The sequence below is a fragment of the Staphylococcus sp. GDB20D11A genome (assembly GCF_016893255.1).
In the GTDB taxonomy this organism is placed as follows: Bacteria; Bacillota; Bacilli; order Staphylococcales; family Staphylococcaceae; genus Staphylococcus; species Staphylococcus aureus.
This window is the reverse complement of sequence record NZ_JAFEPJ010000003.1, coordinates 311,327-337,307: the sequence shown is the minus strand read 5'-3', so window position 1 is coordinate 337,307 and position 25,981 is coordinate 311,327. Positions and strand designations below refer to the sequence as shown.

The following is a 25,981-nucleotide window of genomic DNA, read 5'->3' as shown; positions in this document are numbered from 1 at the left end:
TGTCGTTAAATACAATAGAAAATACTATACCTGTATATGCAATTCGTCAATAGATAAATTATTAAATATGCTTACAACAATCTTAATATCCTTTAACGCACTACAATAGTGCTCTGATAATAGGTTATAAATGTACGTAAAACCATTGTTTCAATAAAAATGAAAACGTATACTTCAAGAAGGATGGGTTACTTAATATAAACAAGGGGGTAACATATATGACTTTATATTTAGATGGTGAAACACTAACAATTGAGGATATTAAATCATTTTTACAACAACAATCAAAGATTGAAATTATTGATGATGCGTTAGAACGTGTCAAAAAAAGTAGAGCGGTAGTTGAACGTATTATTGAAAATGAGGAAACGGTTTACGGTATTACTACAGGTTTTGGGTTATTTAGTGATGTACGTATAGACCCGACGCAATATAATGAATTACAAGTGAATCTGATACGCTCACATGCCTGTGGACTAGGTGAGCCATTTTCAAAAGAAGTAGCATTAGTCATGATGATTTTACGATTGAATACATTATTAAAAGGTCATTCAGGTGCCACTTTAGAATTAGTGAGACAATTACAATTTTTTATAAATGAACGTATTATACCGATAATTCCACAGCAAGGCTCTCTCGGTGCATCAGGAGATTTAGCGCCATTATCACATTTAGCATTAGCATTAATTGGTGAAGGGAAAGTATTGTACAGAGGGGAAGAAAAGGATAGTGACGATGTATTAAGAGAATTAAATAGACAACCTTTGAACCTTCAGGCTAAAGAAGGTTTAGCATTGATTAATGGTACGCAAGCTATGACAGCTCAAGGTGTCATTAGTTATATAGAATCAGAAGATTTAGGTTACCAATCTGAATGGATTGCTGCATTAACGCATCAGTCTCTTAATGGCATTATAGATGCATATAGACATGATGTGCACGCTGTTCGTAATTTTCAAGAACAGATTAATGTGGCAGCGCGTATGCGTGATTGGTTAGAAGGATCAACATTAACGACGCGACAAGCAGAAATACGTGTACAAGATGCATATACGTTGCGTTGTATACCACAAATCCATGGCGCGAGTTTTCAAGTATTCAATTATGTTAAACAGCAATTAGAATTTGAAATGAATGCGGCTAATGATAATCCACTTATATTTGAGGAAGCAAATGAAACGTTTGTTATTTCAGGTGGTAACTTCCATGGACAACCTATTGCTTTTGCATTAGATCATCTTAAATTAGGTGTAAGTGAATTAGCAAACGTATCGGAACGTCGTTTAGAGCGACTAGTAAATCCTCAATTAAATGGTGATTTACCAGCGTTTCTTAGTCCAGAGCCAGGATTGCAAAGTGGCGCGATGATTATGCAATATGCTGCTGCAAGTCTCGTTTCTGAAAATAAAACTTTAGCGCATCCAGCGAGTGTTGATTCTATCACTTCATCTGCGAACCAAGAAGATCACGTATCTATGGGAACTACAGCTGCTAGACATGGTTATCAAATTATTGAAAATGCAAGACGTGTGCTGGCAATCGAATGTGTTATTGCATTACAAGCAGCAGAGTTAAAAGGTGTTGAAGGTTTATCACCAAAAACACGTCGTAAATATGAGGAGTTTCGAAGTATCGTGCCATCCATTACACATGACCGTCAATTTCATAAAGATATTGAAGCGGTTGCACAGTATTTAAAGCAATCAATTTATCAAACGACTGCATGTCACTAAATCGACATGAGTGATGTTTGAAATCGTTACTTGAAAAAGCAAATATAGTTTGCTATATTAAAAATAACTTAATAAGACATTGTTCGTAGGACAAGTAATATATAGTGTTCGATATCAGAGAGCTTGTGGTTAGTGTGAACAAGAATCAACATATATATGAATCTACCTACTTAATTTAAAAGAACAATCGGTGATAACCGTTATTTTAGTGAAGTGCAATTTAGGTTTAGTGTATCTTTATAACTTAAATTGTTAAATAGGGTGGCAACGCGTAGACCACGTCCCTTGTAGGGATGTGGTCTTTTTTTATTTTCTAAAAAATAAAGACGTACGTCATTCCATAATAAATGATAATTATTTGGGAAAGGATGAAGGTTAATGTTAGACATTAGATTATTCAGAAATGAGCCTGACACAGTTAAGAGCAAAATTGAATTACGCGGAGATGATCCAAAAGTTGTAGATGAAATTTTAGAATTGGATGAGCAACGACGTAAATTAATTAGTGCAACAGAAGAAATGAAAGCACGTCGTAATAAAGTAAGTGAAGAAATCGCATTAAAAAAACGTAATAAAGAAAATGCTGATGATGTGATTGCTGAAATGCGCACATTAGGTGACGATATTAAAGAAAAAGATAGTCAATTAAATGAAATTGATAATAAAATGACAGGTATCCTTTGTCGTATTCCAAATTTAATAAGTGATGATGTACCTCAAGGTGAATCTGATGAAGATAACGTTGAAGTTAAAAAGTGGGGTACACCACGTGAGTTTTCATTTGAACCAAAAGCACATTGGGATATTGTAGAAGAATTGAAAATGGCTGATTTTGATCGTGCAGCAAAAGTTTCAGGTGCGCGTTTTGTATATTTAACAAATGAAGGTGCGCAATTAGAGCGTGCTTTAATGAACTATATGATTACAAAACATACAACACAACATGGTTATACAGAAATGATGGTACCACAGCTTGTGAACGCAGATACAATGTATGGTACAGGTCAATTACCTAAATTTGAAGAAGATTTATTTAAAGTAGAAAAAGAAGGATTATATACAATTCCAACTGCTGAAGTACCATTAACGAATTTCTATCGTAATGAAATTATTCAACCAGGTGTACTTCCTGAAAAATTCACTGGTCAATCTGCATGTTTCCGAAGTGAAGCAGGATCAGCAGGTAGAGATACAAGAGGATTAATTCGTTTACATCAATTCGATAAAGTGGAAATGGTATGTTTTGAACAACCAGAAGATTCATGGAATGCTTTAGAAGAAATGACAACAAACGCAGAAGCAATTCTAGAAGAGTTAGGTTTACCATACCGTCGTGTTATTTTATGTACAGGTGATATTGGATTTAGTGCAAGCAAAACATATGATTTAGAAGTTTGGTTACCAAGCTACAATGATTATAAAGAAATTAGTTCATGCTCAAACTGTACGGATTTCCAAGCGCGTCGTGCTAACATCCGCTTCAAGCGTGACAAAGCAGCTAAACCAGAATTAGCACATACATTAAATGGTAGTGGTTTAGCAGTTGGACGTACATTTGCTGCTATTGTTGAAAATTACCAAAATGAAGATGGAACAGTAACAATTCCAGAAGCATTAGTACCATTTATGGGTGGTAAAACTCAAATTTCAAAACCAGTTAAATAAAGGCTTTAGCTACAAACTTTAAAAAAGTATATATCTACGTATACTTAAAGCAAGGGCAAGATACTTTAAATAATATTTTAAAAAGTGGTGACGAAGCTGTCGCCACTTTTTTTGTGCTGTAAAAGTATAATAGTGAGCCAATGCACATAACAACAATAAATTAAGTTTGTGGTTTAATGGGGTGAACGCATTTCATTATAGCAACAATACGGGATAATTATGATGAACTAAAACAATCTAAAACGTAACAAAATTGAGCAAAACTATTATAGGAAATTAAGCGATAAAAAACTGATTTCGTTGATGTAGTATGAGTAATATCGATGCAGTAGGGTAGGGGGTGAGGGGATGATGATTATAAGTGTTTGAGACACGAATCAATATCCCAGACTCATCATTAGATATAAAAAATTATAAAATTAGTACTTAAAAACAACTACAAATCCGTAGAAAATATGGAGGTAGTCTTAAATAAAATATTGAAAATTCTCAAAACTAAAAAGTTAAGACGGAAGTATTTCAAGACATCGGTATGTCTAACCTCAGACAAACCGACGTCTAATGTTATTGCTTAGGGTATAGAACTGTATTAGACTAGGTATATTATTTTTTCGTAATTATATAAATGAAAAGTGACAAAGGAGGTAATTGAGATGACAACGCATTTAAGTTTTAGACAAGGCGTGCAAGAGTGTATCCCAACATTATTGGGTTATGCCGGTGTTGGTATTTCATTTGGTATTGTGGCTTCGTCTCAAAACTTTAGTATTTTAGAAATTATCTTGTTATGTCTTGTTATATATGCCGGTGCTGCGCAATTTATTATGTGCGCATTGTTTATAGCAGGTACACCGATATCAGCGATTGTACTAACTGTATTTATCGTAAATTCAAGAATGTTCCTTTTAAGTATGTCGCTTGCACCAAACTTCAAGACATATGGGTTTTGGAACCGTGTTGGATTAGGTTCATTAGTAACTGACGAAACGTTTGGCGTTGCCATTACACCTTATTTAAAAGGAGAAGCTATCAATGATCGCTGGATGCATGGGCTTAATATCACAGCATATTTATTTTGGGCAATTTCGTGTGTAGCTGGGGCTTTATTTGGCGAATATATCTCAAATCCGCAAACGTTAGGGTTAGACTTTGCTATCACAGCTATGTTTATCTTTTTGGCCATTGCGCAATTTGAATCAATTACTAAATCGCGATTAAGAATTTACATAGTACTCATTATTGCCGTCATAGTAATGATGTTATCGCTAAGTATGTTTATGCCTTCATATCTAGCAATATTAATTGCAGCCACAATTTCAGCAGCGTTAGGAGTGATGATGGAACGATGATAACTCATATGAACATGTTAATACTTATTTTATTGTGTGGTATCGTAACGCTATTAATTCGAATTATACCTTTTATCATGATTTCAAAAGTGCAATTGCCTGATGTCGTGGTTAGATGGCTATCATTTATTCCAATCACACTATTTACGGCACTTGTCATTGACAGCATTATTCAGCAGACGCCTCATGGTGAGGGGTATACATTAAACATCCCTTACATTATCGCGCTCATTCCGACGGTTATTTTATCTATAATCACGCGTAGTTTAACTATTACAATTATTAGTGGGATTGTTATCATGGCAGCATTACGATTTTTCTTTTAAAAATAACTGAAAATCATTGAACAGATATTTAAACTTAGGTAAACTGTTAGTAATCAGAAAATTCTGATATGCAAATCGTCTATGTTAAGATTGGGAATCGTGTATACGTAAGCGATTTGGCTAACGCATGACTATGATAACAACATTTTAAATGATAAAAGTAATTCATCACTGAATCTCAACTAACACATAACAATTTCATATTTCTTATTGTGAGAAGTTGAGGGACTTGGCCCTGTGATACTTCAGCAACCGACTTTATAGCACGGTGCTAAAACCAACGAGTTACTCGAATGATAAGTATAAAGACTTCTTACTTTTCAATAGGGTGAGAAGTTTTTTTGTTTAAGGAGGAAAGAACAATGACAAATTACACAGTAGATACTTTAAATCTAGGGAAATTTATTACAGAATCTGGGGAAGTCATAGATAACTTGCGTTTGAGATATGAGCATGTCGGTTATCATGGACAACCATTAGTTGTAGTTTGTCATGCATTAACTGGCAATCATTTAACATATGGAACAGATGATTATCCGGGGTGGTGGCGAGAAATTATTGATGGGGGATATATTCCCATTCACGATTATCAATTTTTAACATTTGATGTTATTGGTAGTCCTTTCGGTTCAAGCTCACCTTTAAACGACCCTCATTTTCCTAAAAAATTAACATTAAGAGATATTGTCAGAGCGAATGAACGAGGTATACAAGCCCTTGGTTATGACAAAATTAATATTTTAATAGGGGGAAGTCTTGGAGGTATGCAAGCAATGGAACTACTTTACAATCAACAGTTTGAAGTAGATAAAGCCATTATTCTTGCTGCAACAAGCCGAACATCATCTTATAGTAGAGCTTTCAATGAAATTGCAAGGCAAGCCATTCATCTTGGTGGTAAGGAAGGTCTAAGTATTGCACGCCAATTAGGTTTTTTGACATATCGATCATCAAAAAGTTATGATGAACGTTTCACGCCGGATGAAGTAGTCACATACCAACAACATCAAGGTAATAAATTTAAAGAACATTTTGATTTGAATTGTTATCTGACACTGCTAGATGTATTGGATAGTCACAACATTGACCGCGGTCGCACAGACGTAACGCATGTTTTTAAAAATTTAGAAACAAAAGTGTTAACGATGGGATTCATAGATGATTTGCTATATCCGGACGATCAAGTTCGTGCTTTAGGTGAACGTTTTAAATATCATCGTCATTTCTTTGTACCTGATAACGTTGGTCATGACGGATTTTTATTAAACTTTAGTACCTGGGCACCTAACTTATATCATTTTTTGAATTTAAAGCATTTTAAGCGCAAGTAATAATATATATTTTCAAAGAATGAAGCCACTAAATCATAGTTATCATATTCAAAAACATCTAGAGTACATGAGAGTGGAAATGAATTGTAAATCTAAATAAAGTTTGATTGCTATGTAGTGGGATTAAATAATCATGTTGAAAATGAAAGCACACAAAAGCGATTTAAATGAGTATGTTAATTACTTATAAAACATGAAAGTTATTATTCAATTAAATGAAATAGAAGCATACAATCTATAAATTGTTAATTTCCATTAAAGAGGTTAAAATAATAGCTATAGTTAAAAATATGGGAGTGGCTTATGTGTTTTCAAAAATACAACCTAAAGCAACAATGATTGCAACGATTACGTTGGTATTTGTCGCTTTAGCTTTATATCTAGTGCCTGGTTTAGGACTAATATTTGCATTATTTGCAACCATACCAGGTATCGTTTTATGGAATAAATCAATACAATCTTTCGGGATTAGTGCACTTATTACAGTAATTATAACAACTGTTTTAGGTAATACTTTCGTTTTAAGTGCTATCATATTAGTCTTAATTGCAAGTTTAATTATTGGTCAATTGCTTAAAGAAAAAACGTCTAAAGAAAGAATATTGTACGTAACAACAGTAGCGATGAGCTTAATTTCATTAATCGCTTTTATGTTACTACAAACATTCGGAAGAATTCCACCATCAGCGAGCATAGTAAAACCTTTCAAGCAAACATTACATGAAGCGATTACGATGAGCGGTGCCGATGCGAATATGACCCAAATATTAGAAGAAGGGTTTAGACAAGCGACCGTTCAATTACCAGGTTTCATCATTATCATTACATTTTTAATCGTCTTAATTAACTTAATCGTTACATTTCCGATTTTACGAAAATTTAAAATCGCTACACCTGTATTTAAGCCACTTTTCGCGTGGCAAATGAGCGGTATTTTATTATGGATATACATTATTGTTATCATATGTTTATTATTTACAGGTCAACCGAGTGTGTTCCAGAGCATTCTTTTAAACTTCCAACTTGTGTTATCATTAGTGATGTATATTCAAGGTTTAAGTGTTATTCATTTCTTTGGTAAAGCGAAAGGTTTGCCGAATGCAGTAACGATTTTACTATTGATTATCGGTACAATACTGACACCTACGACACATATTGTAGGACTACTTGGTGTTATCGATTTAAGTTTGAATTTGAAGCGAATCATGAAAAATAATTCTAGAAAGTGAATAGAGGTGGAATAATGAATCGGCAGTCCACTAAGAAAGCTTTACTAATACCATTTGTCATCATGATCATCACAGCAATTGTTTTAATGGGTGTATGGTTTATCTTTAATAGTCTTATAGCATTAATTGCATCTATCGTTCTTGTCGTGATGATTATTGTTAGCATCGTTTTATTCAGACAAGCTTTAATGAAAATGGATAGTTATGTAGATGGTTTGAGTGCTCAAATTTCGACAACAAATAATAAAGCAATCAAACATTTACCAATTGGTATCATTGTTTTAGATGAAAATGATCACATCGAATGGGTTAACCAATTTATGACAGATCATATGGAAGCAAACGTCATTTCTGAATCTGTAAATGAAGTATTTCCAAACATTTTAAAGCAATTAGATAGAGTGAAATCCGTTGAAATAGAATATAATCAGTATCATTTCCAAGTACGTTATTCTGAGAATGATCACTGCCTCTATTTCTTTGATATAACTGAACAAGTACAAACAAATGAACTATATGAAAATTCTAAACCAATCATTGCGACATTATTTTTAGATAACTACGATGAGATTACTCAAAATATGAATGATACGCAGCGTTCGGAAATCAATTCAATGGTAACGCGTGTCATTAGTCGATGGGCGACTGAGTATAATATATTCTTTAAAAGGTATAGTTCCGATCAATTCGTAGCCTATTTAAATCAAAAAATATTAGCTGACTTAGAAGAATCTAAATTTGATATCTTGAGTCAATTACGTGAAAAAAGTGTTGGTTATCGTGCCCAATTAACATTGAGTATTGGTGTTGGTGAAGGTACTGAAAATTTAATCGACTTAGGTGAATTATCACAATCAGGCCTAGACTTAGCATTAGGACGCGGTGGCGACCAAGTTGCAATTAAAAGTATTAATGGTAATGTGCGTTTCTATGGCGGTAAGACTGACCCGATGGAGAAACGTACTCGTGTAAGAGCACGTGTGATCTCACATGCGTTAAAAGATATTCTTGCAGAGGGTGACAAAGTCATTATCATGGGACATAAACGTCCTGACTTAGATGCAATTGGTGCAGCAATCGGTGTGTCTAGATTTGCAATGATGAATAATTTAGAAGCATACATCGTATTAAATGAAACTGACATTGATCCAACATTACGACGCGTGATGAACGAAATTGATAAAAAGCCAGAGTTAAGAGAGCGATTTATTACATCAGATGATGCTTGGGATATGATGACATCTAAGACAACCGTAGTGATTGTTGATACGCATAAACCGGAACTGGTTTTAGATGAAAATGTCTTAAATAAAGCAAATCGTAAAGTTGTTATCGATCATCATAGACGTGGTGAAAGCTTCATCTCTAACCCATTGTTGGTATATATGGAACCATATGCAAGTTCGACAGCTGAATTGGTAACAGAGTTACTGGAATATCAACCAACAGAACAACGTTTAACACGTCTTGAATCAACAGTGATGTATGCAGGTATTATTGTAGATACAAGAAACTTTACATTACGAACAGGATCAAGAACATTCGATGCAGCGAGTTATCTACGTGCACATGGTGCAGATACGATTTTAACGCAACATTTCTTAAAAGATGATGTGGATACTTACATTAATCGATCTGAATTAATTCGAACTGTAAAAGTCGAAGATAATGGCATAGCCATTGCGCATGGTTCAGAAGATAAAATTTATCATCCAGTAACAGTTGCACAAGCAGCAGATGAACTGTTAAGTTTAGAAGGTATTGAAGCATCATATGTTGTTGCGAGACGTGAAGATAATCTGATTGGTATATCTGCGCGTTCACTCGGTTCAGTAAATGTCCAGTTAACAATGGAAGCACTTGGTGGCGGTGGACATTTAACCAATGCTGCAACACAACTTAAAGGTGTGACAGTCGAAGAGGCGATAGCACAATTACAACAAGCAATTACAGAACAATTAAGTAGGAGTGAAGATGCATGAAAGTAATTTTTACACAAGATGTTAAAGGTAAAGGTAAAAAAGGTGAAGTTAAAGAAGTACCAGTAGGTTATGCAAATAACTTCTTATTGAAAAAGAATTATGCTGTAGAAGCAACACCAGGTAACCTTAAACAATTAGAGTTACAGAAAAAACGTGCAAAACAAGAACGCCAACAAGAAATTGAAGATGCTAAAGCATTAAAAGAAACTTTATCAAACATTGAAGTTGAAGTATCAGCAAAAACTGGTGAAGGTGGTAAATTGTTTGGATCAGTAAGTACAAAACAAATTGCTGAAGCACTAAAAGCACAACATGATATTAAAATTGATAAACGTAAAATGGATTTACCAAATGGAATTCATTCCCTAGGATATACGAATGTACCTGTTAAATTAGATAAAGAAGTTGAAGGTACAATTCGCGTACACACAGTTGAACAATAAAGTTGGATTGAAATAAGAGGTGTAACCATTCATGGATAGAATGTATGAGCAAAATCAAATGCCACATAACAATGAAGCTGAACAGTCTGTCTTAGGTTCAATTATTATAGATCCAGAATTGATTAATACTACTCAGGAAGTGTTGCTTCCTGAGTCATTTTATAGGGGTGCCCATCAACATATTTTCCGTGCAATGATGCACTTAAATGAAGATAATAAAGAAATTGATGTTGTAACATTGATGGATCAATTATCGACGGAAGGTACGTTGAATGAAGCGGGTGGCCCGCAATATCTTGCAGAGTTATCTACAAATGTACCAACGACGCGAAATGTTCAGTATTATACTGATATCGTTTCTAAGCATGCATTAAAACGTAGATTGATTCAAACTGCAGATAGTATTGCCAATGATGGATATAATGATGAACTTGAACTAGATGCGATTTTAAGCGATGCAGAACGTCGAATTTTAGAGCTATCATCTTCTCGTGAAAGCGATGGCTTTAAAGACATTCGAGACGTCTTAGGACAAGTATATGAAACAGCTGAAGAGCTTGATCAAAATAGTGGTCAAACACCAGGTATTCCTACAGGATATCGAGATTTAGACCAAATGACAGCAGGGTTCAACCGAAATGATTTAATTATCCTTGCAGCGCGTCCATCTGTAGGTAAGACTGCGTTCGCACTTAATATTGCACAAAAAGTTGCAACGCATGAAGATATGTATACAGTTGGTATTTTCTCACTAGAGATGGGTGCTGATCAGTTAGCCACACGTATGATTTGTAGTTCTGGTAATGTTGACTCAAACCGCTTAAGAACGGGTACTATGACTGAGGAAGATTGGAGTCGTTTTACTATAGCGGTAGGTAAATTATCACGTACGAAGATTTTTATTGATGATACACCGGGTATTCGAATTAATGATCTACGTTCTAAATGTCGTCGATTAAAGCAAGAACATGGCTTAGACATGATTGTGATTGACTACTTACAGTTGATTCAAGGTAGTGGTTCACGTGCGTCCGATAACAGACAACAGGAAGTTTCTGAAATCTCTCGTACATTAAAAGCATTATCCCGTGAATTAGAATGTCCAGTTATCGCATTAAGTCAGTTATCTCGTGGTGTTGAACAACGACAAGATAAACGTCCAATGATGAGTGATATTCGTGAATCTGGTTCGATTGAGCAAGATGCCGATATCGTTGCATTCTTATACCGTGATGATTACTATAACCGTGGCGGCGATGAAGATGAAGACGATGATGGTGGTTTTGAGCCACAAACGAATGATGAAAACGGTGAAATTGAAATCATCATTGCTAAGCAACGTAATGGTCCAACAGGCACAGTTAAGTTACACTTTATGAAACAATATAATAAATTTACCGATATCGATTATGCACATGCAGATATGATGTAAAAAAAGTTTTTCCGTACAATAATCATTCCAATGATAAAATTGTACGGTTTTTATTTCGTTCTGAACGGGTTGATATATGTTAAGTTTGTGTATTTTAAGTGATGAATTAGTGCTGGAAACACCTCTGTTAAAGTATTTTTAGGACGTTGAAGACTATTTATTAAAATGATTTTTCTTTTAAAAAGGCCGAAAAGCAATGTTCGATTTTTATTTGCATTATGGTCTCGATATTGGTAGAATATCAAATGGTTAAATGAGAAAAACTTGGAGGTGCTCACATGTCATCAATCGTAGTAGTTGGGACACAATGGGGAGACGAAGGAAAAGGAAAAATAACGGATTTCTTGGCAGAACAGTCAGATGTTATCGCGCGTTTTTCAGGTGGTAATAATGCAGGCCATACCATTCAATTTGGCGGAGAAACATATAAATTACATTTAGTACCATCTGGTATCTTTTACAAAGACAAATTAGCGGTAATCGGTAACGGAGTCGTTGTTGATCCAGTTGCACTATTGAAAGAATTAGACGGATTAAATGAACGTGGCATTCCTACAAGTAATTTACGTATATCTAATCGTGCGCAAGTGATTTTACCATATCACTTAGCACAAGATGAATATGAAGAACGTTTACGTGGTGACAATAAGATTGGTACAACTAAAAAAGGTATCGGTCCAGCATATGTAGACAAAGTTCAACGTATCGGTATTCGTATGGCAGATTTACTTGAAAAAGAAACATTCGAAAGATTATTAAAATCAAACATTGAATATAAACAAGCATATTTCAAAGGTATGTTTAACGAAACATGTCCATCATTTGATGATATCTTTGAAGAATATTATGCAGCAGGTCAACGTCTAAAAGAATTTGTAACAGACACATCAAAAATCTTAGACGATGCATTTGTAGCAGATGAAAAGGTACTTTTCGAAGGTGCGCAAGGTGTAATGTTAGATATCGACCATGGTACATATCCATTCGTTACATCAAGTAATCCAATTGCAGGTAACGTTACTGTTGGTACAGGTGTAGGTCCTACATTCGTTTCAAAGGTAATTGGTGTATGTAAAGCTTATACATCACGTGTTGGTGATGGTCCATTCCCTACTGAATTATTCGATGAAGATGGACATCATATTAGAGAAGTTGGTCGTGAATACGGTACAACAACAGGACGTCCTCGTCGTGTAGGTTGGTTTGATTCAGTTGTATTACGTCACTCTCGTCGTGTAAGTGGTATTACAGATTTATCTATTAACTCAATTGATGTTTTAACAGGCCTAGACACAGTGAAAATTTGTACAGCTTATGAATTAGACGGTAAAGAAATTACTGAGTACCCAGCAAACTTAGATCAATTAAAACGTTGTAAACCAATCTTTGAAGAGTTACCAGGTTGGACAGAAGACGTAACAAATGTGCGTACTTTAGAAGAATTACCTGAAAATGCACGTAAATATTTAGAGCGTATTTCAGAATTATGTAATGTACAAATTTCTATCTTCTCAGTTGGTCCAGATAGAGAACAAACAAACCTATTAAAAGAATTGTGGTAGAACTTTATATAAGTCATGCACAATGATTATAAATACATGAGCCTTCTATCTTTATTGGTAGGAGGCTTTTGCTATGTTTGCTTCTGTATCGATTCGATTAATTAGATAAAAAATACTAATGTAAAGGTGATATTTGTTAGTCATAATTTAGAAGATTAGATGATATTTAACGAAAATTAAGATGAAATACTTGAATGTAAGAAGTCTGATGTCGAAAATAGCTATTAAAATAGAGTAGACGTAAGTGTAAATGAAAGTATCTAAAATGGAAAAATTTCAAAAATAGCGTAATTATTATAATAAATAGACTGCCAATAAAATGCAATTTTTCACTTATAACATTCTTCAAAAAATAATAGCAAAATTATGTAAAAAATATCTTGTCATGGCAAGATTGGCTGTGCTATAATCTATCTTGTGCTTAAGAACGGCTCCTTGGTCAAGCGGTTAAGACACCGCCCTTTCACGGCGGTAACACGGGTTCGAGTCCCGTAGGAGTCACCATTTTTTAGGTCTCGTAGTGTAGCGGTTAACACGCCTGCCTGTCACGCAGGAGATCGCGGGTTCGATTCCCGTCGAGACCGTACAAATGCCTATCCAAGAGGATAGGCATTTTTTTGCGTTTAATATTATATTAATAAAAGACATATGGACGAATGATAATCATATTGATTTATCTGTTCGTCCATTTTCTTTATAATGTATGAACCTCAAGTAACTTAGTGGTTGGATATGAAAGATAAACGTAGACAAAAAACTTTATTAGACATACAAACATATGCTACTGTCAACATATTTCTTCGTTGTGATATGCCACCAATTCTCCATAACATCAATTGTTAAAGTAACGAATAATGATATTTATTTTCTGAGCAATGACGTGCAACTAGAAGTTGCCATTACCCTAATTTTATTATTGGAATAGGGCCCTCATGATTGTGTTAAATATCATTATCACAATCCGCCGTGAGAAACTAATAAAAAATATTAATATATAAGTTTATATTGGAAAATAGAATTAATAGCTTATAAATGGTAAATTATATAATAGGTTACTATACGTTATAAGACGGAAAATGCGCACAATAACAAAAATAGTAAGCGACATCCTGTGATTTTTTACACAAACATAAACGATAAAGAACAAAAAATGATAAAATAATATTAATGATTTAAGAAAAGAGGTTTATGCAAATGGCTAGAAAAGTTGTTGTAGTTGATGATGAAAAACCGATTGCTGATATTTTAGAATTTAACTTAAAAAAAGAAGGATACGATGTGTACTGTGCATACGATGGTAATGATGCAGTCGACTTAATTTATGAAGAAGAACCAGACATCGTATTATTAGATATTATGTTACCTGGTCGTGATGGTATGGAAGTATGTCGTGAAGTGCGCAAAAAATACGAAATGCCAATTATAATGCTTACTGCTAAAGATTCAGAAATTGATAAAGTGCTTGGTTTAGAACTAGGTGCAGATGACTATGTAACGAAACCGTTTAGTACGCGTGAATTAATCGCACGTGTGAAAGCGAACTTACGTCGTCATTACTCACAACCAGCACAAGACACTGGAAATGTAACGAATGAAATCACAATTAAAGATATTGTGATTTATCCAGACGCATATTCTATTAAAAAACGTGGCGAAGATATTGAATTAACACATCGTGAATTTGAATTGTTCCATTATTTATCAAAACATATGGGACAAGTAATGACACGTGAACATTTATTACAAACAGTATGGGGCTATGATTACTTTGGCGATGTACGTACGGTCGATGTAACGATTCGTCGTTTACGTGAAAAGATTGAAGATGATCCGTCACATCCTGAATACATTGTTACGCGTAGAGGCGTTGGATATTTCCTCCAACAACATGAGTAGAGGTCGAAACGAATGAAGTGGCTAAAACAACTACAATCCCTTCATACTAAACTTGTAATTGTTTATGTATTACTGATTATCATTGGTATGCAAATTATCGGGCTGTATTTTACAAATAACCTTGAAAAAGAGCTGCTTGATAATTTTAAGAAGAATATTACGCAGTACGCTAAACAATTAGAAATTAGTATTGAAAAAGTATATGACGAAAAGGGCTCCGTAAATGCACAAAAAGATATTCAAAATTTATTAAGTGAGTATGCCAACCGTCAAGAAATTGGAGAAATTCGTTTTATAGATAAAGACCAAATTATTATTGCGACGACGAAGCAGTCTAACCGTAGTCTAATCAATCAAAAAGCGAATGATAGTTCTGTCCAAAAAGCACTATCACTAGGACAATCAAACGATCATTTAATTTTAAAAGATTATGGCGGTGGTAAGGACCGTGTCTGGGTATATAATATCCCCGTTAAAGTCGATAAAAAGGTAATTGGTAATATTTATATCGAATCAAAAATTAATGACGTTTATAACCAATTAAATAATATAAATCAAATATTCATTGTTGGTACAGCTATTTCATTATTAATCACAGTCATCCTAGGATTCTTTATAGCGCGAACGATTACCAAACCAATCACCGATATGCGTAACCAGACGGTCGAAATGTCCAGAGGTAACTATACGCAACGTGTGAAGATTTATGGTAATGATGAAATTGGCGAATTAGCTTTAGCATTTAATAACTTGTCTAAACGTGTACAAGAAGCGCAGGCTAATACTGAAAGTGAGAAACGTAGACTGGACTCAGTTATCACCCATATGAGTGATGGTATTATTGCAACAGACCGTCGTGGACGTATTCGTATCGTCAATGATATGGCACTTAAGATGCTTGGTATGGCGAAAGAAGACATCATCGGTTATTACATGTTAAGTGTATTAAGTCTTGAAGATGAATTTAAACTGGAAGAAATTCAAGAGAATAATGATAGTTTCTTATTAGATTTAAATGAAGAAGAAGGTCTAATCGCACGTGTTAACTTTAGTACGATTGTGCAGGAAACAGGATTTGTAACTGGTTATATTGCTGTGTTACATGACGTTACTGAACAACAACAAGTTGAACGTGAGCGTCGTGAATTTGTTGCCAATGTATCACATGAGTTACGTACACCTTTAACTTCCATGAATAGTTACATTGAAGCACTTGAAGAAGGTGCATGGAAAGATGAGGAACTTGCGCCACAATTTTTATCTGTTACCCGTGAAGAAACAGAACGAATGATTCGACTGGTCAATGACTTGCTACAGTTATCTAAAATGGATAATGAGTCTGATCAAATCAATAAAGAAATTATCGACTTTAACATGTTCATTAATAAAATTATTAATCGACATGAAATGTCTGCGAAAGATACAACATTTATCCGAGATATTCCGAAAAAGACGATTTTCACAGAATTTGATCCTGATAAAATGACGCAAGTATTTGATAATGTCATTACAAATGCGATGAAATATTCTAGAGGCGATAAACGTGTCGAGTTCCACGTGAAACAAAATCCACTTTATAATCGAATGACGATTCGTATTAAAGATAATGGCATCGGTATTCCTATTAATAAAGTCGATAAGATATTCGACCGATTCTATCGTGTAGATAAGGCACGTACGCGTAAAATGGGTGGTACTGGATTAGGACTAGCCATTTCGAAAGAGATTGTGGAAGCTCACAATGGTCGTATTTGGGCAAACAGTGTAGAAGGTCAAGGCACATCTATCTTTATCACACTTCCATGTGAAGTCATTGAAGACGGTGATTGGGATGAATAATAAGGAACATATTAAATCTGTCATTTTAGCACTACTCGTCTTGATGAGTGTCGTATTGACATATATGGTATGGAACTTTTCTCCTGATATTGCAAATGTCGACAATACAGATAGTAAGAAGAGTGAAACGAAACCTTTAACGACACCTATGACAGCCAAAATGGATACAACTATTACGCCATTTCAGATTATTCATTCGAAAAATGATCATCCAGAAGGTACGATCGCGACGGTTTCTAATGTGAATAAGCTGACGAAACCTTTAAAAAATAAAGAAGTGAAGTCCGTGGAGCATGTTCGTCGTAATCATAACTTGATGATTCCTGATTTGAGCAGTGATTTTACATTATTCGATTTTACGTATGATTTACCGTTATCAACATATCTTGGCCAAGTACTGAACATGAATGCGAAAGTACCAAATCATTTCAATTTCAATCGTTTGGTCATAGATCATGATGCTGATGATAATATCGTGCTTTATGCTATAAGCAAAGATCGCCACGATTACGTAAAATTAACAACTACAATGAAAAATGATCATTTTTTAGATGCATTAGCAGCAGTGAAAAAAGATATGCAACCATACACAGATATCATCACAAACAAAGATACAATTGATCGTACGACGCATGTTTTTGCACCAAGTAAACCTGAAAAGTTAAAAACATATCGCATGGTATTTAACACGATTAGTGTTGAGAAAATGAATGCTATACTATTTGACGATTCAACCATCGTTCGTAGTTCAAAGAGTGGTGTTACAACCTACAACAATAATACAGGTGTCGCAAACTATAACGATAAAAATGAAAAATACCATTATAAAAACTTGTCCGAAGATGAAGCAAGTTCCAGCAAAATGGAAGAAACAATTCCAGGAACCTTTGATTTTATTAATGGTCATGGTGGTTTCTTAAACGAAGACTTCAGATTGTTTAGTACGAATAATCAGTCAGGCGAGTTAACATATCAACGTTTCCTTAACGGTTATCCAACGTTTAATAAAGAAGGCTCTAATCAAATTCAAGTCACTTGGGGTGAAAAAGGCGTCTTTGATTATCGTCGTTCGTTATTGCGCACCGACGTTGTTTTAAATAGTGAGGATAATAAAACATTGCCGAAATTAGAGTCTGTACGTTCAAGCTTAGCGAATAATAGTGATATTAATTTTGAAAAAGTAACAAACATCGCTATCGGTTACGAAATGCAGGATAACTCAGATCATAATCACATTGAAGTGCAGATTAACAGTGAACTCGTACCGCGTTGGTATGTAGAATATGATGGCGAATGGTATGTTTATAACGATGGGAGGCTTGAATAAATGAACTGGAAACTTACAAAGACACTTTTCATTTTCGTGTTTATTCTTGTCAACATCGTGTTAGTATCGATTTATGTTAATAAAGTCAATCGCTCACACATTAATGAGGTTGAGAGTAACAATGAAGTTAATTTTCAGCAAGAAGAAATTAAAGTACCGGCTAGTATATTGAATAAATCAGTTAAAGGTATAAAATTAGAGCAAATTACGGGGCGTTCAAAAGACTTTAGTTCTAAAGCTAAGGGCGATTCGGATTTGACCACATCAGATGGTGGAAAATTATTGAATGCGAACATTAGTCAATCGGTAAAGGTCAGTGACAATAACTTAAAAGATTTGAAAGATTATGTTAACAAACGTGTGTTCAAAGGTTCAGAATATCAATTAAGTGAAATTAGTTCTGGTTCTGTAAAATACGAACAAACGTATGATAATTTCCCGATTTTGAATAATAGTAAAGCGATGTTGAACTTTAATATAGAAGATAACAAAGCGGCTAGTTATAAACAATCAATGATGGATGACATTAAGCCCACAGATGGTGCTGATAAAAAGCATCAAGTGATTGGTGTGAGAAAAGCAATCGAGGCATTATATTATAATCGTTACTTGAAAAAAGGTGATGAAGTCATTAATGCTAGACTCGGTTACTACTCAGTCGTGAATGAAACAAATGTTCAATTGTTACAACCAAACTGGGAAATTAAAGTGAAGCATGACGGTAAGGATAAAACGAATACTTACTATGTCGAAGCGACAAATAATAACCCTAAAATTATTAATCATTAATATGAATCGTAAAAAGCTAGCATTGCAAGCTCATCATATGTGAGAAGCGGTGCTAGCTTTTTGCTGGTACGGTTTATTATGGCTGATGTTTTTGCGTCCTAACTTGCGCATTTATTCATATATTAAGTAGAACCGCATTGTAAAATTAGTGTAACTGTTATTTTAAAAACTTTAGTATTTGTCTAATCATTGTTATAATAATTAGGACATTCATTGCACGTGATTATCAAAATTTAATTATAAGAGACCGGTCGATGAACTAAAGTTACATAATAGGAAAGGTATACAAAACAGCTAATATACTGATAGTTTCTGTAGGGAAAATCGTATATTTGCACTGATGTATATTGCAGTCATTTAGAGAGATTGACTGCTTAAATAGAAAGGATGAGCCGCTTGATACGCATGAGTGTATTAGCAAGTGGTAGTACAGGTAACGCCACTTTTGTAGAAAATGAAAAAGGTAGTCTATTAGTTGATGTTGGTTTGACTGGCAAGAAAATGGAAGAATTGTTTAGTCAAATTGACCGTAATATTCAAGATTTAAATGGTATTTTAGTAACCCATGAACATATTGATCATATTAAAGGATTAGGTGTTTTGGCGCGTAAATATCAATTACCAATTTATGCGAATGAAAAGACTTGGCAGGCAATTGAAAAGAAAGATAGTCGCATCCCTATGGATCAGAAATTCATTTTTAACCCTTATGAAACGAAATCTATTGCAGGTTTCGATGTTGAATCGTTTAACGTGTCACATGATGCAATAGATCCGCAATTTTATATTTTCCATAATAACTATAAGAAGTTTACGATTTTAACGGATACAGGTTACGTGTCTGATCGTATGAAAGGTATGATACGTGGCAGCGATGCGTTTATTTTTGAGAGTAATCATGACGTCGATATGTTGAGAATGTGTCGTTATCCATGGAAGACGAAACAACGTATTTTAGGCGATATGGGTCATGTATCTAATGAGGATGCGGGTCATGCGATGACAGACGTGATTACAGGTAACACGAAACGTATTTACCTATCGCATTTATCACAAGATAATAACATGAAAGATTTGGCGCGTATGAGTGTTGGCCAAGTATTGAACGAACACGATATTGATACGGAAAAAGAAGTATTGCTATGTGATACGGATAAAGCTATTCCAACGCCAATATATACAATATAAATGAGAGTCATCCGATAAAGTTCCGCACTGCTGTGAAACGACTTTATCGGGTGCTTTTTTATGTTGTTGGTGGGAAATGGCTGTTGTTGAAATTAAGGGTCTAGTTGAAATGTAAAAAATAATTCGATATTAAATGTAATTTATAAATAATTTACATAAAATCAATCATTTTAATATAAGGATTATGATAATATATTGGTGTATGACAGTTAATGGAGGGAACGAAATGAAAGCTTTATTACTTAAAACAAGTGTATGGCTCGTTTTGCTTTTTAGTGCAATGGGATTATGGCATGTCTCGAACGCGGCAGAGCAGCATACACCAATGAAAGCACATGCAGTAACAACGATAGACAAAGCAACAACAGATAAGCAACAAGTACCGCCAACAAAGGAAGCGGCTCATCATTATGGTGAAGAAGCGGCAACCAACGTATCAGCATCAGCGCAGGGAACAGTTGATGATATAAACAACAAAGTAACTTCCAACGCACCATCTAACAAACCATCTACAGCAGTTTCAGCAACAGTAAACGAAACGCGCGATGTAGATACACAACAAGCCTCAACACAAAAACCAACTCGCACAGCAACATTCAAATTATCAAATGCTGAAACAGCATCACTTTCACCACGAATGTTTGCTGCCAATGCACCACAAACAACAACACATAAAATATTACATACAAATGATATCCATGGCCGACTAGCCGAAGAAAAAGGGCGTGTCATCGGTATGGCTAAATTAAAAACAGTAAAAGAACAAGAAAAGCCTGATTTAATGTTAGACGCAGGAGACGCATTCCAAGGTTTACCACTTTCAAACCAGTCTAAAGGTGAAGAAATGGCTAAAGCAATGAATGCAGTAGGTTATGATGCTATGGCAGTCGGTAACCACGAATTTGACTTTGGATACGATCAGTTGAAAAAGTTAGAGGGTATGTTAGACTTCCCGATGCTAAGTACTAACGTTTATAAAGACGGGAAACGCGCATTTAAACCATCAACGATTGTAACGAAAAATGGTATTCGTTATGGAATTATTGGCGTAACGACACCAGAAACAAAGACGAAAACAAGACCTGAAGGCATTAAAGGTGTTGAATTTAGAGATCCATTACAAAGTGTGACAGCAGAAATGATGCGTATTTATAAAGACGTAGATACATTTGTTGTTATATCTCATTTAGGTATTGATCCTTCAACACAAGAAACATGGCGTGGTGATTACTTAGTGAAACAATTAAGTCAAAATCCACAATTGAAGAAACGTATTACAGTCATTGATGGACATTCACATACTGTACTTCAAAATGGTCAAATTTATAACAATGATGCATTAGCACAAACAGGTACAGCACTTGCGAATATCGGTAAGATTACATTTAATTACCGCAATGGAGAGGTATCAAATATTAAACCATCATTGATTAATGTTAAAGACGTTGAAAATGTAACACCGAACAAGGCATTAGCTGAACAAATTAATCAAGCTGATCAAACATTTAGAGCACAAACAGCAGAGGTTATTATTCCAAATAATACGATTGATTTCAAAGGAGAAAGAGATGATGTTAGAACGCGTGAAACAAATTTAGGAAACGCGATTGCAGATGCTATGGAAGCATATGGCGTTAAGAATTTCTCTAAAAAGACTGACTTTGCCGTGACAAATGGTGGAGGTATTCGCGCTTCTATCGCAAAAGGTAAGGTGACACGCTATGATTTAATTTCAGTATTACCATTTGGAAATACGATTGCGCAAATTGATGTAAAAGGTTCAGACGTCTGGACAGCTTTTGAACATAGTTTAGGCGCACCAACAACACAAAAAGATGGTAAGACAGTATTAACAGCGAATGGTGGTTTACTACATATCTCTGATTCAATCCGTGTTTACTATGATATGAATAAACCATCTGGCAAACGAATTAACGCTATTCAAATTTTAAATAAAGAGACAGGTAAGTTTGAAAATATTGATTTAAAACGTGTATATCACGTAACGATGAATGACTTCACAGCATCAGGTGGCGACGGATATAGTATGTTCGGTGGCCCTAGAGAAGAAGGTATTTCATTAGATCAAGTACTAGCAAGTTATTTAAAAACAGCTAACTTAGCTAAGTATGATACGACAGAACCACAACGTATGTTATTAGGTAAACCAGCAGTAAGTGAACAACCAGCTAAAGGACAACAAGGTAGCAAAGGTAGTGAGTCTGGTAAAGATACACAACCAATTGGTAAAGACAAAGTGATGAATCCAGCGAAACAACCAGCGCCAAGTAAAGTTGTGTTGTTACCAACGCATAGAGGAACTGTTAGTAGTGGTAGAGAAGGTTCTGGTCGCACATTAGAAGGAACTGCTGTATCAAGTAAGAGTGGGAAACAATTGACTAGCATGTCAGCACCTAAAGGTAGCGCACATGAGAAACAGTTACCAAAAACTGGAACTGATCAAAGTTCAAGCCCAGCAGCGATGTTTGTATTAATAACAGGTATAGGTTTAATCGCGACTGTACGACGTAGAAAAGCTAGCTAAAATATATTGAAAACAATACTACTGTATTTCTTAAACAAGAGGTACGGTAGTGTTTTTTTATGAAAAAAAGCGATAACCGTTGATAAATATGGGATATAAAAAAGGGGATAAGTAATAAGACATCAAGGTGTTTATCCACAGAAATGGGGATAGTTATCCAGAATTGTGTACAATTTAAAAAGAAATACCCACAATGCCCACAGAGTTATCCACAAATACACAAGTTATACACTAAAAATTGGACATAAATGTCAGGAAAATATCAAAAACTGCAAAAAATATTGGTATAATAAGAGGGAACAGTGTGAACAAGTTAATAACTTGTGGATAACTGGAAAGTTGATAACAATTTGGAGGACCAAACGACATGAAAATCACCATTTTAGCTGTAGGGAAACTAAAAGAGAAATATTGGAAGCAAGCCATAGCAGAATATGAAAAACGTTTAGGCCCATACACCAAGATAGACATCATAGAAGTTCCAGACGAAAAAGCACCAGAAAATATGAGCGACAAAGAAATCGAGCAAGTAAAAGAAAAAGAAGGCCAACGAATACTAGCCAAAATCAAACCGCAATCAACAGTCATTACATTAGAAATACAAGGAAAGATGCTATCTTCCGAAGGATTGGCCCAAGAATTAAACCAACGCATGACCCAAGGGCAAAGCGACTTTGTATTCGTCATTGGCGGATCAAACGGCCTGCACAAGGACGTCTTACAACGCAGTAACTACGCACTATCATTCAGCAAAATGACATTTCCACATCAAATGATGCGGGTTGTGTTAATTGAGCAAGTGTATAGAGCGTTTAAGATTATGCGAGGAGAAGCTTATCACAAATAAAGCTAAAAATTAGATTTTGAACAATTTATTTTAAAATAAAATCCAAAAATAAAGGTGGATTATAATTATAAATTTGTAATTTAATTGGGAGGATTTTAATAGTGATTAATATAAATTTCAATGATTGGGAAAATGTATGTAAATCATTCTTTAATTTAAATGGGTCAAAACTAGAAAGTTACATTCAGTGGTACCCATTTTCGAAGTTAACAGAAAATAGTAAGAATATAATATCAAGTGAAAAATTTTTTGAAAATTTTATTAAAAATGGAGCTATTTTTAAGGAATATAACACTTTTAATTTTCCATCTCACTACTCTCAAAAGACAAGTGCTTCTTTTAGAAATATGTCTCTTGTTTCTCCGTTTGTATATCTTTACATAGAAGCAATAGGTTATCATATCAATCAAGAATACACTCGTAAGTCGAAAAATGTTCGGTGTTATTATTCAGGTGATTTAAATGAAAATCAATTTTCTTATAAGAATAGTTATGATAAATTTTTTGCAGATATAAACGCACTTTCAAGTGTATATGATAATTTTTATAAATTTGATATTAGCAATTTTTTTGATGCTATTGATATGAACTTATTATTTAAATTAATAAACGAACGAGAAGAAGTACTTGATACACGTAGTAGTTTGATTTATAAAAGATTATTACAACAAATCGGTGGGAACAAATTTCCTACTGTAGAAAATAGTGCAAGTTTATCTTATTTAGCAACTTATATATATTTGGATAAGGTTGATTATGAATTAGAGACAGTATTACAGAATGAACCTCAAATAGAAAGTTTCCAAATTATTCGTTATGTAGATGATTTGTATATATTTTTTAATACTATGGAAGATGAATTAAATTTAGTATCATCAAGGATTAAAAATGCAGTAATTGATGCATATAGAAAAGTTAAACTAAATTTAAATGAAAATAAAACAAAACTAGGAAAATCTAACGAAGTAAATGAGACATTGAATGCTGCATTGTATAATCATTACGTTAATAAAAAAGAAATTGACATTGCTTATTTCTATGATAAATATAATATAGGTTATTTTTTAGATGATTTATATAACTTAGCGTATTCTCACAACCATGAAAATTTTAAAAAAATATTAGATAAATATTTTACTAAAGAAGGTATTACATACTCTTCAGATGAAGTACTTAGATATTTAGCATATTATGAAGATGAGTTATTTCAAGATGAAGCAATTATTTGTAAAATAAAACGACTTATTTTAACTGATTACAATTTTATAAATTATAATATCAATATATTTTTAAGAATTATATTAAAGACGAATAATGGTGATTTAATCAAATTTTTATTAAATGAGTTATTTAATAAGGAAAAATTTAATTCTTTTGATGTATCAATAAGTATTAATTACTTATTGTTGAGAAATTTTCAACATAATGACTTAATGAGTAAAGTTAAAGATGTAGATTCAGAAATTATTGATTACATTGATAGATATTGTAAACAGGATTTTTTAAAAGAGAGTCAAGTCCAGACTCCTGTGTAAAATGCTATACAATGTTTTTACCATTTCTACTTATCAAAATTGATGTATTTTCTTGAAGAATAAATCCATTCATCATGTAGGTCCATAAGAACGGCTCCAATTAAGCGATTGGCTGATGTTTGATTGGGGAAGATGCGAATAATCTTTTCTCTTCTGCGTACTTCTTGATTCAGTCGTTCAATTAGATTGGTACTCTTTAGTCGATTGTGGGAATTTCCTTGTACGGTATATTGAAAGGCGTCTTCGAATCCATCATCCAATGATGCGCAAGCTTTTGAATATTTTGGTTGATCGATATAATCATGAATCAATCGATTTTTAGCCTCACGCGCTAAGTTAATATCTGTGAACTTAAAAATTCCTTTAACAGCTTCTCTGAAAGATTTTGAATTTTTTTTAGGAATGGTGGTAAAGATATTTCTTAGGAAGTGAACTTGGCATCTTTGCCAACTTACGTTGGTGAAGGATTTTCTAATGGCAGAGACTAATCCTTTGTGCGCATCAGAAATAACGAGTTCCGTACCTTGTAAACCGCGTTCTTTTAGGTATTCAAAAAATGTTGTCCAGGTCTCTTCGCTTTCGCCACTTTGAATCATGAAGCCGATAATTTCACGGTCGCCATCTTTGGTTATTCCAATCGCTATATGACAGCTTTTTGAGAGTACTCGATTTTCTTCTCGTACTTTTATATAGAGTACATCGGTCATTAAGTAAGGATAATTTTTTTCTGATAATAAACGATTCTGCCACTCGTTAACCATAGGTTCTAGCTGTTCTGTTAAGCTAGAAACGAAGGACTTAGAGACGGATTTACCACAAAGTTCTTCCACAATTTTTGATACTTTACGAGTTGAAACGCCTGATACATACATTTCCAACATTGAAGCCATGAGGGCTTTTTCGTTTCGTTGATAACGTTCAAACACTGTGGGTGAAAAATGGCCATCACGTGTTCTGGGTACT

General features: G+C 34.2%; 19 protein-coding genes, 2 tRNA genes, 1 riboswitch and 1 other annotated feature. Of the genes, 20 read left to right on the top strand and 1 reads right to left on the bottom strand.

Features of this window, described 5'->3' with window-relative positions; all coding sequences use genetic code 11:
• Positions 1 to 218 precede the first annotated feature (218 nt).
• The 20 genes from hutH to JV528_RS03765 all read left to right on the top strand — a co-directional run bounded on the left by hutH (position 219) and on the right by JV528_RS03765 (position 25,018).
• Positions 219 to 1,733 (top strand): histidine ammonia-lyase, encoded by a 1,515-nt coding sequence (gene hutH, locus JV528_RS03860; RefSeq protein WP_000177468.1) that lies wholly within the window; start codon positions 219 to 221, stop codon positions 1,731 to 1,733.
• A gap of 79 nt (positions 1,734 to 1,812) precedes the next feature.
• Positions 1,813 to 2,022, top strand: a binding site (T-box leader).
• A gap of 89 nt (positions 2,023 to 2,111) precedes the next feature.
• On the top strand, positions 2,112 to 3,398 hold the full coding sequence (gene serS, locus JV528_RS03855; RefSeq protein ID WP_000884330.1) for a serine--tRNA ligase: 1,287 nt from the start codon (positions 2,112 to 2,114) through the stop codon (positions 3,396 to 3,398).
• 653 nt (positions 3,399 to 4,051) lie between these two features.
• Positions 4,052 to 4,747 carry an AzlC family ABC transporter permease gene (locus tag JV528_RS03850; protein WP_000207098.1) on the top strand — a complete coding sequence of 232 codons (696 nt, stop codon included), beginning with the start codon at positions 4,052 to 4,054 and terminating at the stop codon, positions 4,745 to 4,747.
• Complete coding sequence (locus JV528_RS03845; RefSeq protein WP_000628050.1) at positions 4,744 to 5,073, top strand: AzlD domain-containing protein; 330 nt, start codon at positions 4,744 to 4,746, stop codon at positions 5,071 to 5,073. Before JV528_RS03850 ends, JV528_RS03845 begins: the two co-directional genes overlap by 4 nt.
• Before the next feature lie 204 nt (positions 5,074 to 5,277).
• A riboswitch (SAM riboswitch) is annotated at positions 5,278 to 5,376 on the top strand.
• Positions 5,377 to 5,435: 59 nt separating this feature from the next.
• Positions 5,436 to 6,404: a homoserine O-acetyltransferase MetX gene (gene metX, locus JV528_RS03840; RefSeq protein ID WP_204177561.1), complete on the top strand. Its 969-nt coding sequence runs from the start codon at positions 5,436 to 5,438 to the stop codon at positions 6,402 to 6,404.
• Between the two features lie 290 nt (positions 6,405 to 6,694).
• A complete protein-coding gene (locus tag JV528_RS03835; protein ID WP_204177559.1) occupies positions 6,695 to 7,633 on the top strand; it encodes a YybS family protein in 939 nt (312 codons plus the stop codon).
• A 14-nt stretch (positions 7,634 to 7,647) separates the two neighbouring features.
• Positions 7,648 to 9,615 (top strand): cyclic-di-AMP phosphodiesterase GdpP, encoded by a 1,968-nt coding sequence (gene gdpP, locus JV528_RS03830; protein WP_001081646.1) that lies wholly within the window; start codon positions 7,648 to 7,650, stop codon positions 9,613 to 9,615.
• The gene (gene rplI / locus JV528_RS03825) at positions 9,612 to 10,058 is read left to right on the top strand and encodes a 50S ribosomal protein L9 (RefSeq protein ID WP_000864305.1); all 447 of its coding nucleotides are present in this window, start codon (positions 9,612 to 9,614) and stop codon (positions 10,056 to 10,058) included. Before gdpP ends, rplI begins: the two co-directional genes overlap by 4 nt.
• A gap of 31 nt (positions 10,059 to 10,089) precedes the next feature.
• Entirely contained in the window at positions 10,090 to 11,490 is a 1,401-nt protein-coding gene (dnaB, locus tag JV528_RS03820) for a replicative DNA helicase (RefSeq protein ID WP_204177557.1), read from the top strand.
• A gap of 278 nt (positions 11,491 to 11,768) precedes the next feature.
• Positions 11,769 to 13,052, top strand: coding sequence for an adenylosuccinate synthase (locus tag JV528_RS03815; RefSeq protein ID WP_000095327.1), 1,284 nt, complete (start codon positions 11,769 to 11,771; stop codon positions 13,050 to 13,052).
• Positions 13,053 to 13,481: 429 nt separating this feature from the next.
• Positions 13,482 to 13,556, top strand: a tRNA-Glu gene (locus JV528_RS03810).
• A 7-nt stretch (positions 13,557 to 13,563) separates the two neighbouring features.
• Positions 13,564 to 13,636 (top strand) — tRNA-Asp (locus JV528_RS03805).
• Positions 13,637 to 14,246: 610 nt separating this feature from the next.
• Positions 14,247 to 14,948 (top strand): response regulator YycF, encoded by a 702-nt coding sequence (gene yycF / locus JV528_RS03800; protein WP_000101976.1) that lies wholly within the window; start codon positions 14,247 to 14,249, stop codon positions 14,946 to 14,948.
• A 12-nt stretch (positions 14,949 to 14,960) separates the two neighbouring features.
• Positions 14,961 to 16,787, top strand: a complete 1,827-nt coding sequence (walK, locus tag JV528_RS03795) for a cell wall metabolism sensor histidine kinase WalK (RefSeq protein ID WP_000871607.1) — start codon at positions 14,961 to 14,963, stop codon at positions 16,785 to 16,787.
• Complete coding sequence (gene yycH / locus JV528_RS03790) at positions 16,780 to 18,114, top strand: two-component system activity regulator YycH (RefSeq protein WP_204177554.1); 1,335 nt, start codon at positions 16,780 to 16,782, stop codon at positions 18,112 to 18,114. Before walK ends, yycH begins: the two co-directional genes overlap by 8 nt.
• On the top strand, positions 18,115 to 18,903 hold the full coding sequence (locus JV528_RS03785) for a two-component system regulatory protein YycI (RefSeq protein ID WP_045172593.1): 789 nt from the start codon (positions 18,115 to 18,117) through the stop codon (positions 18,901 to 18,903).
• A 387-nt stretch (positions 18,904 to 19,290) separates the two neighbouring features.
• The gene (locus tag JV528_RS03780; RefSeq protein ID WP_000088649.1) at positions 19,291 to 20,091 is read left to right on the top strand and encodes an MBL fold metallo-hydrolase; all 801 of its coding nucleotides are present in this window, start codon (positions 19,291 to 19,293) and stop codon (positions 20,089 to 20,091) included.
• A gap of 226 nt (positions 20,092 to 20,317) precedes the next feature.
• Entirely contained in the window at positions 20,318 to 22,636 is a 2,319-nt protein-coding gene (adsA, locus tag JV528_RS03775; RefSeq protein WP_000645746.1) for an LPXTG-anchored adenosine synthase AdsA, read from the top strand.
• Between the two features lie 367 nt (positions 22,637 to 23,003).
• A complete protein-coding gene (gene rlmH / locus JV528_RS03770; RefSeq protein WP_000704775.1) occupies positions 23,004 to 23,483 on the top strand; it encodes a 23S rRNA (pseudouridine(1915)-N(3))-methyltransferase RlmH in 480 nt (159 codons plus the stop codon).
• Positions 23,484 to 23,584: 101 nt separating this feature from the next.
• Positions 23,585 to 25,018, top strand: coding sequence for an AbiA family abortive infection protein (locus JV528_RS03765; RefSeq protein WP_204259413.1), 1,434 nt, complete (start codon positions 23,585 to 23,587; stop codon positions 25,016 to 25,018).
• A gap of 26 nt (positions 25,019 to 25,044) precedes the next feature.
• Here JV528_RS03765 and JV528_RS03760 read toward each other — a convergent pair.
• Positions 25,045 to 25,981 (bottom strand): IS256-like element IS256 family transposase (locus JV528_RS03760; RefSeq protein WP_194378056.1); only part of this gene is annotated, 937 nt, incomplete at its 5' end.